Here is an 8523-nt window from a genome sequence, read left to right on the forward strand (position 1 = left end):
CATAATAAAAAGCCTCTGTGAAGAGGCTCATTGATGTTCATATGAAAATCCCTTAAGAATGGGACTCAATTGAATATTTCTCACAAAATTTATCTCCACTTTATTGACAGAAGTCCATTTTCGCTCAAACTAACCTTTTTAGTTTTTACTTAGCCTCTAAAACAGCTAGACTTATCGTCATTCTTGCTTGGGATTTTAAAAAAGATAAAAAAAGAAGATGGACTTTCCCCATCTTCCTCCTCTTGATTTGATTATAGGAAAAATGCAATTCCTGTAAGCAGACTGCTTAATACAAGAGAAATAATCATAATATATACAATGGTTTTCATCATTTTTTGAGACATAGTCGTTACCTCCTAAAGCTTTTCCGATTCAATTGTATCGTTTTTGTAAATGAGAAACAAGAACTCTATGAATCGCCTCTCTTGCAACTTTCGTCGAAAATTTGCGAATTCAAGCAGGAAAAAGCGCTTTCAAAACGAAAGATGTTATGTTGAGAATATTTTTCTTTGTTAACAGGAGGCCTCTAATGGATAAACAACAGCGTTTAAAGAACTGGCAAGAAAAGACCGAGCATTTAATGAATAGATTTCCTGAACGAAAAGAACGATTTCATACATCATCAGATATTGAGATTAAACGTCTATATGGTGCTGAGGAAGAAACTTATCCTATAGATAAGTTAGGGCTGCCTGGAGAATATCCCTATACACGCGGCTCTCAAGCAACCATGTATCGAGCGCGATTTTGGACCATGAGGCAATATGCAGGTTTCGGATCTGCAGAAGAGACAAATAAACGGTTTCGATATTTGTTAGAACAGGGCCAGACAGGTCTTTCTGTTGCTTTTGATCTTCCAACGCAGATCGGCTATGACTCTGACCATCCAATGTCCCGCGGCGAGGTAGGAAAAGTCGGAGTGGCAATCGACTCATTAGAAGATATGGAAGCTCTTTTAAAAGATATACCGCTTGATAAAGTCAGCACGTCTATGACGATAAACGCACCTGCATCCGTACTGCTCGCTATGTACATAGCAGTTGCCGAAAAACAGGGAGTTGCTGCAGATAAGCTGTCCGGAACGATTCAGAATGACATCTTAAAAGAATATATAGCTCGCGGTACTTACATATTTCCGCCAAAGCCTTCCATGCGTTTAATTACGGACATTTTTGCGTTTTGCCAATCACAAGTACCGAAATGGAACACGATCAGCATATCTGGCTATCACATACGAGAAGCTGGGGCCAATGCGGCTCAGGAGCTGGCTTTTACGATCGCGAATGGTCTTGCCTATGTAGATGCAGCATTGGAAGCAGGTCTTGAAATCGATGACTTTGCACCGCGTTTAGCCTTTTTCTTTAATGCGCATAATCAATTTTTTGAAGAGGTTGCTAAATTTAGAGCCGCACGAAGAATGTGGGCGAAATTAATGAAAGAACGTTATGGGGCAAAAAACCCAAAATCCTGGCAGCTTCGTTTTCATACCCAAACTGGCGGTTCTACTCTAACGGCGCAGCAGCCCGATAATAATATTGTAAGAGTTACAACACAGGCCCTTTCTGCTGTATTGGGTGGGACACAAAGTCTTCATACGAACTCTAGAGATGAGGCACTAGCTCTACCAACAGAAGAATCAGCAAGAATAGCGCTTAGAACTCAGCAGATTCTTGCTCATGAAACAGGAGTGGCGGATACGGTAGATCCTCTTGCTGGATCGTATTATGTTGAAAGTCTGACAGATGAATTAGAGAATATAGCAAACGAGTATCTTGCTAAGATTGAACAGATGGGTGGAGCTGTATCAGCAGTTGAACAAGGATACATGCAGCGTGAAATTCATCATACATCTTATGAAACACAAAAGAAGATTGAAAACGGACAAGAGATCATTGTCGGTATGAACAAATTTACGATAGAAAATGAAGAGCAGCCCGAGCTGTTAAGAGTAGATCCTGAATTGGGTGAAAAACAGAAGAGAAAACTTAAAACCTTAAAATCTACGAGAGATCAAAACCGAGTGAGCGCTCAGTTGGAAACACTTAGATCAGCAGCAAGAGGTCAAGACAACTTAATGCCTGTCATTTTAGAATGTGTCAAATCCTATTGTACAGTGGGAGAAATATGTGGTGTCCTTCGTGAGGAATTTGGAGAATATACCGGCGTCTAAGAAATAGGGGGAGTGGATAGAGATGAAAAAAACAATCCGTGTATTAATTGCAAAACCAGGACTGGATGGTCATGACCGAGGTGCCCTTGTGATTTCTCAGGCACTTAGAGATTATGGGATGGAAGTTATCTATACAGGGTTGAGGCAGACCCCAGAACAAATCGCGGCGGCAGCCATACAAGAAGATGTAGATGCGATTGGGTTGTCTTGTCTTTCTGGTGCACATAACGAACTCTTTCCTGAAGTGATGCGACTCCTTCAAGAAAGAGGCGCAGACGATATCATCGTTGTAGGCGGAGGTGTCATTCCATGGGAAGACATCCCTTTCTTAGAGTCAAAGGGAATTAAAAAAGTGTTTACCCCTGGGACACCGACGGTTGAAACCGCTAAGTTTATAGAGAAAGCCGTTTTTGAACGCGATGGAATTTCTTCTTCTAAAGGAGCGGCAACACCGCCCGAAAGGATCGATCATATCGGCATCGCGGTATCCTCGTTAGATGAAGCCTTGCCCTTTTATGTGAACCAGTTAGGACTTACGCTTGAAGCGATAGAAGAGGTTCCGTCACAAAAGGTAAAAGTGGCTTTTATCAAAATTGGAGAAACCCGTCTTGAATTAGTAGAAGCGTTGTCTGATGACAGTCCGATTGGTCAGTTCATTCAGAAGCGTGGCCAAGGAGTGCATCATGTCGCTTTAGGAGTTTCAGATATTCAAAGCCGCATAGATGAATTGAAAGCGAATGGCATCAAAATGATTAATGAAACTCCTGTTAGTGGTGCAGGAGGAGCTCAAGTCGCATTTATGCATCCTTCTTCTTCCCATAAAGTGTTATTTGAACTATGTGAAAAGAGCAAAAAGGAGGAAGCTTAGAATGGACATCTATGAAAAGATCAATGAACTTTATGAAAAGAAGACAGAGATTGAACTAGGCGGCGGAGATGACCGTATCGACAAACAGCATGAACGCGGAAAACTGACAGCACGTGAACGAATCGATCTTTTATTGGATAAAGATACCTTTGTTGAACTAAATCCATTTATGGAACATCGCACACATGACTTCGGGCTTTCTGGTATGAAAGCACCGGGTGAAGGGGTCGTTACAGGCTATGGAAAAATACATGGCCGGCCTGTTTATTTATTCGCTCAGGATTTCACCGTATTTGGCGGTGCGCTAGGTGAGATGCATGCCAAAAAGATTGCTGCTGTCATGGACCTAGCAGCCAAGAACGGTACTCCATTTATCGGTCTAAATGATTCTGGGGGTGCACGGATTCAGGAAGGTGTTATGTCACTGGATGGTTACGGGCATATCTTTTATAGAAACAGCGTCTATTCAGGAGTCATTCCGCAGATCTCCGTGATCATGGGACCGTGTGCGGGAGGAGCCGTATATTCTCCGGCGATCACTGATTTTGTTTTCATGGTTGAAAAGACAAGTCAGATGTTTATCACGGGTCCAAAGGTAATTGAAACGGTAACAGGAGAGAAAATCTCCTCCGAGGATTTAGGCGGTGCCGAAGTCCATGGATCTAAAAGCGGGAACGCTCACTTTACAGCATCATCTGAAGAGGAAGTATTAGAAGATGTTAGAAGGTTAATTTCTTATCTTCCGCAGAATAATAAGGAGAAGACGCCTGTACTCCCTTGGGGCGATGAAAAAGATTACCGTCCTGAACTAACTGAGCTCGTTCCTTTTGATGCGACAAGACCTTATGATGTTAGAACAGTTCTTAATGAAGTAGTAGATAAAGATTCGTTTATGGAAGTGCATGCTCAATTCGCAAGAAATATCGTTGTAGGTTTTGCAAGAATTAAGGGTGAAGTGGTAGGATTAGTATGTAATCAGCCAAAAGTCATGGCTGGAGGTCTTGATATTGATTCATCCGACAAAGCATCACGTTTTATTCGCTTATGTGATTCGTTTAACATTCCAATCATCACATTTGAAGATGTGACAGGATTCTTTCCTGGTGTTAAACAAGAGCACGGTGGAATTATAAGGCATGGAGCGAAAATTTTATACGCGTATTCTGAAGCCACTGTTCCAAAGATCACGATTATTCTCCGTAAAGCCTATGGAGGAGCATATGTTGCACTTAATAGTAAATCTATCGGTGCAGATTTGGTCTTCGCGTGGCCAAACGCTGAGATCGCCGTAATGGGACCTCAGGGAGCGGCTAATATTATCTTCAATAGAGAAATAGAAAACAGTGAAAACCCTGAAAAAACCAGAGCAGATAAGATTGAAGAGTATCGTACGAAGTTTGCTAACCCTTATATTGCAGCGGCAAATGGGATGGTTGATGATGTAATTGATCCAAGAGAAACGAGAATCAAGTGTATCCAGGCGTTAGATATGCTGCGCAACAAGAAAGAAGAAAGACCTTATAAAAAGCATGGGAATATACCACTATAAGAAACGAGGAAATACATATGGTTAATGCAGATCGTTTATTAAATGAGTTTTTAGAGCTTGTTCAAATTGATTCTGAAACAAGATATGAAAAGGAAATTTCTATCGTGCTTAAGAAAAAGTTTGAAGAGCTTGGAGTCGATGTTTATGAAGATGATGCTGAATCTAAAACAGATCATGCAGCAGGAAATTTAATTTGCACCTTAAAAGGCAACAAAGACGGAGTGGATCCAATCTATTTCACTTCACATATGGATACTGTAACTCCTGGCAAAGGAGTGAAGCCTTCCATTAAAGACGGATATGTTGTCACAGACGGAACAACAATTCTTGGAGCAGATGATAAAGCGGGTCTCGCTGCTATGTTTGAAGCTATTAAAGTACTGAAAGAACAAAATATCGCTCATGGGGATATTCAGTTCATCATCACAGTTGGAGAAGAATCAGGGTTAGTTGGAGCCAAAGCACTTGATGCTTCGAAAATGATAGCAAAATACGGTTTTGCCCTAGATAGTGACGGGCCTGTTGGCGATATTATAGTAGCCGCTCCTACTCAGGCAAAAGTGCGAGCAACACTTTATGGTAAATCTGCACACGCTGGTGTAGCGCCTGAAAAAGGTGTCTCAGCGATCACAATCGCGGCAAAAGCTATTTCACGCATGCCTCTTGGCCGAATTGATGAAGAGACAACTGCAAACATCGGTCACTTCCATGGCGGAGGTCACGGTGAACAAACAAACATCGTCTGCGACACCGTATTTGTGTTAGCGGAAGCGCGCTCTTTGATCCATGAAAAGATGGAAGCACAAACGCAAAAGATGAAAGACGCCTATGAATCTGCTGCGGCTGAAATGGGCGGACGTGCTGATGTTAAAATTGAAGTCATGTACCCAGGCTTTAAGTTTAGTGACGGAGACCATGTTGTTGAAATTGCTAAAAAAGCTGCAGAAAAGATCGGACGCCCGCATAGACTTCTTCATAGCGGCGGTGGAAGCGATGCAAACATCATTGCTGGGCATGGAATCCCAACGGTGAACCTCGCTGTTGGCTACGAGGAAATCCATACAACGAACGAAAGAATGCCTATTGAAGAACTGACAAAAACTGCAGAAATGGTACTTGCAGTCATTGAAGTTGCTTCTGGAAATTAAACGAGTATGACGAAACTTGGCGAATTTTCGCCAAGTTTTTGTTTTCCTATAGGCCAGGATGCCTGTTTTTGTAATAATAGTTAACAAATTAATCTATTAAAGTTGACAGTTGATTTGAGGATTATGTAAGATGATTTTATCGCACAAAAGAAAATATTGGTAATTTTTAAAACTCTTATTTCAGGGGAGGGGATGGGATGAGTCAGTTATCGGACATGCATGTCATGGTTAATTATATGCGTGGCGTTTATAAAGTCCTTGAAGAGGACTGGCAGAAATCCGCTAAAGCCATCGGATTAACACAAGCTGAACAACATATCTTATGGATTGTTTCCTTCGAAAAGGATATTACAATCTCTAAGATTGCCTATTATGGATTATGGGATGTTTCTACAGTTATGCAAGTCATTAAACGGTTAAAAGACAAGGGTCTTGTCACGCTGGAGAAAAAGAATGATGATCGCCGTATCTCATATGTTTATTTAACTGAAAAGGGTAAGGAAAAACATAAGGAATCGACTAGCTTCAATTGCCAATTATATGGTTTCCTGCAACAGTGGCTTGAAGATGGAGACAAACGTGAATTTTATAGAGATCTCATTCAATTACATAAGGATTTAAATAAGCATTTTCACGGCGAAGAGTTTGTGGATTGGGTCGAGGAAACTGGGAAGAGGCTGCATGAGGCAAGGTAAATACCTTGTCTTTTTCTCTTGTTTTTAAAGCTCATTCGCTAACATATACTAATAAACATACTTTCCAAAAGGAGTTTTCATGTTGTATCAATCTCATAGACCGAAAAGGAGAATCATTTTTCATGTAGACATGAACAGCTTCTATGCTTCTGTTGAAATGGCGCAAAATCCAGATTTGCGTGGAAAACCTCTTGCTGTTGCAGGTAATGTGGAGGAACGAAAAGGGATTATCGTAACCTGCAGCTATGAAGCAAGAGAAAAAGGAGTCAAGACGACAATGCCGCTATGGCAAGCGAGGAAGCTCTGTCCAAACTTGATTGTTGTTCCTCCAGATTTTGAAACATACAAAAGCTATTCCTCAAGAATGTTTCAGCTTTTGCAAGAATACACGGAATGGGTAGAACCCGTTTCGATTGATGAAGGTTATATGGATGTAACAGAATGCGAATCTCCCTTAGAGACCGCAGAAGAGATTCAGCAAAGGCTTTTGAATGAATTAAAACTACCTTGTTCGATTGGAATCGGACCGAATAAATTTCTCGCTAAAATGGCATCTGATATGAAAAAACCACTAGGTATCACGGTTCTAAGGAAACGAGATCTTGCCAAAAAACTTTGGCCGTTAAAAGTGGGAGAGCTTCATGGTATAGGAAAGAAAACAGAAGAAAAACTAAATAAATATGGAATTATTACCGTGAAAGACTTAGCGGAGGCAGCAGATTACGAAATTAAACAGCGTTTTGGCATCAACGGTCTCAAAATGAAGGAAAGAGCCAATGGCATTGACCCACGGCCAGTCGACCCAAGTTCTGCCAGTGATTTTCGCTCAATCGGAAGTTCTACTACATTAAGTGAGGATATCAATAGCACAAGTGAAGCTGAAGCAGTTTTTCAAAGACTCTCCGAAAAAGTAATGAATCGGTTAAAGACAAAAGGGTACATGGCATTAACGATTGCCATTACAATTAGATACAGCGACAGGAAGACCATTACACGCAGTAAGATGTTGCTGAACGCTACTCAGGATCAAGCTGAAATTTCAAAAATAGCTATACAATTGTTTAGACAACACTGGAACAAAGAACCTGTACGACTTTTAGGTATAACAGCTTCTGAGGTTGTGGAAAGAGAGAATGCGACTTATCAGCTCGATCTATTTTCGATCGAGAAAAATGAAAAGCAAGCTTTACTGCATGACGTGCTATCGTCGATAGAAAGAAAACACGGTGAAGGGATAATTAAAAGGGGAAAATATAAATAGGAGCTGAGAATTTGAATGACCCTTACTAACAGCATGAAAAGAACAATCATTTTAATTGCGGTTTTTATGGTTTTCTTTATGATGTTCGGCTATCTGTACCACCAGCCTTCTATTTACGCTGTAGATGTGTGGTCGATGAAGCATGTATCCCATTTGCACCAGTCTCCATTAAACTCACTTTTTATATTTCTCACAAATGCAGCTTCCCGGCCATACCAATATGTAATTATAGTTCTCCTTTCGATATATTGGCTTTTAGCAGAAAGAAAATGGAGAGAACCGCTAGTTTTATGGATATGTTTGCTCGGTGTAAGATTTGGTAACCATTGGTTAAAGGGATCGTTTGAGAGGCCAAGACCTGAAATTGATCGGATAATCGATATAACAGGCTATAGCTTTCCAAGCGGACATGCAATGATCCCCCTAGCTTTTTTTGGAATGTTGTCATACTTGCTCGTTCAAAACTACTCCATTCTGCAACCCTACAAAAAAATAATTTATTTCCTTATTGGTCTTTTTATACTTTTGGTCGGTTTCAGCCGGGTTTATTTAGGTGTCCATTACCCTACCGATGTGATAGGGGGCTATCTGGCAGGCGGGACTTGGCTGCTTGTATGTATACTCTTTTATCGATGGCTAAAGGGAAGAAGGAGTATTTGAGTTGTAGGAGTTTCTTACACAAAAAAACTGGCATCTCATCACCTGTGAACTGTTCCCTTTAAATTAGACAGTTTATAAAAAGTCCATTTAAGCAGCTATTAGATGACCTCGGAATTGTTCCGGGGTCATTCTGCTTAATGTCCATTGATATCTTTCTGTATTGTAAAATTCT

Annotated in this window: 9 protein-coding genes; 7 read left to right on the forward strand and 2 right to left on the reverse strand. The window is 40.8% G+C overall.

The features are described 5' to 3' along the window. Positions 1–251 precede the first annotated feature (251 nt). Complete coding sequence (gene prli42, locus M3206_RS18550; RefSeq protein WP_349774026.1) at positions 252–344, reverse strand: stressosome-associated protein Prli42; 93 nt, start codon at positions 342–344, stop codon at positions 252–254. Positions 345–529: 185 nt separating this feature from the next. Between prli42 and M3206_RS18555 the strand changes: the two genes are divergently transcribed. From M3206_RS18555 to M3206_RS18585, 7 genes are all read left to right on the forward strand, one after another. Then, the gene (locus M3206_RS18555) at positions 530–2170 is read left to right on the forward strand and encodes an acyl-CoA mutase large subunit family protein (protein WP_251314007.1); all 1641 of its coding nucleotides are present in this window, start codon (positions 530–532) and stop codon (positions 2168–2170) included. A gap of 22 nt (positions 2171–2192) precedes the next feature. Then, the gene (gene mce, locus M3206_RS18560; protein ID WP_251314008.1) at positions 2193–3038 is read left to right on the forward strand and encodes a methylmalonyl-CoA epimerase; all 846 of its coding nucleotides are present in this window, start codon (positions 2193–2195) and stop codon (positions 3036–3038) included. 1 nt (position 3039) lies between these two features. After that, on the forward strand, positions 3040–4587 hold the full coding sequence (locus M3206_RS18565) for an acyl-CoA carboxylase subunit beta (RefSeq protein WP_251314009.1): 1548 nt from the start codon (positions 3040–3042) through the stop codon (positions 4585–4587). 17 nt (positions 4588–4604) lie between these two features. After that, the gene (locus M3206_RS18570) at positions 4605–5735 is read left to right on the forward strand and encodes a M20/M25/M40 family metallo-hydrolase (RefSeq protein WP_251314010.1); all 1131 of its coding nucleotides are present in this window, start codon (positions 4605–4607) and stop codon (positions 5733–5735) included. 197 nt (positions 5736–5932) lie between these two features. Then, entirely contained in the window at positions 5933–6430 is a 498-nt protein-coding gene (locus tag M3206_RS18575; protein WP_251314011.1) for a MarR family transcriptional regulator, read from the forward strand. Positions 6431–6512: 82 nt separating this feature from the next. Continuing rightward, positions 6513–7691 carry a DNA polymerase IV gene (locus M3206_RS18580; protein ID WP_251314012.1) on the forward strand — a complete coding sequence of 393 codons (1179 nt, stop codon included), beginning with the start codon at positions 6513–6515 and terminating at the stop codon, positions 7689–7691. Positions 7692–7706: 15 nt separating this feature from the next. Further along, on the forward strand, positions 7707–8351 hold the full coding sequence (locus M3206_RS18585; protein WP_251314013.1) for a phosphatase PAP2 family protein: 645 nt from the start codon (positions 7707–7709) through the stop codon (positions 8349–8351). Between the two features lie 87 nt (positions 8352–8438). On the opposite strand, the gene M3206_RS19260 is transcribed toward M3206_RS18585, so the two are convergent. Then, a partial coding sequence (locus M3206_RS19260) for an IS3 family transposase (RefSeq protein ID WP_425590697.1) occupies positions 8439–8523 on the reverse strand: 85 nt, incomplete at its 5' end.

The sequence above is a fragment of the Fictibacillus phosphorivorans genome, assembly GCF_023715845.1.
Taxonomy (GTDB): Bacteria; Bacillota; Bacilli; order Bacillales; family Fictibacillaceae; genus Fictibacillus; species Fictibacillus phosphorivorans_D.

Excerpts from the sequence above, each read along its gene's own strand:
- prli42 (WP_349774026.1), bottom strand. The coding sequence starts at position 344 with ATGTCTCAAAAAATGATGAAAACCATTGTATATATTATGATTATTTCT.
- M3206_RS18555 (WP_251314007.1), top strand. The coding sequence starts at position 530 with ATGGATAAACAACAGCGTTTAAAGAACTGGCAAGAAAAGACCGAGCAT.
- mce (WP_251314008.1), top strand. The coding sequence starts at position 2,193 with ATGAAAAAAACAATCCGTGTATTAATTGCAAAACCAGGACTGGATGGT.
- M3206_RS18565 (WP_251314009.1), top strand. The coding sequence starts at position 3,040 with ATGGACATCTATGAAAAGATCAATGAACTTTATGAAAAGAAGACAGAG.
- M3206_RS18570 (WP_251314010.1), top strand. The coding sequence starts at position 4,605 with ATGGTTAATGCAGATCGTTTATTAAATGAGTTTTTAGAGCTTGTTCAA.
- M3206_RS18575 (WP_251314011.1), top strand. The coding sequence starts at position 5,933 with ATGAGTCAGTTATCGGACATGCATGTCATGGTTAATTATATGCGTGGC.
- M3206_RS18585 (WP_251314013.1), top strand. The coding sequence starts at position 7,707 with ATGACCCTTACTAACAGCATGAAAAGAACAATCATTTTAATTGCGGTT.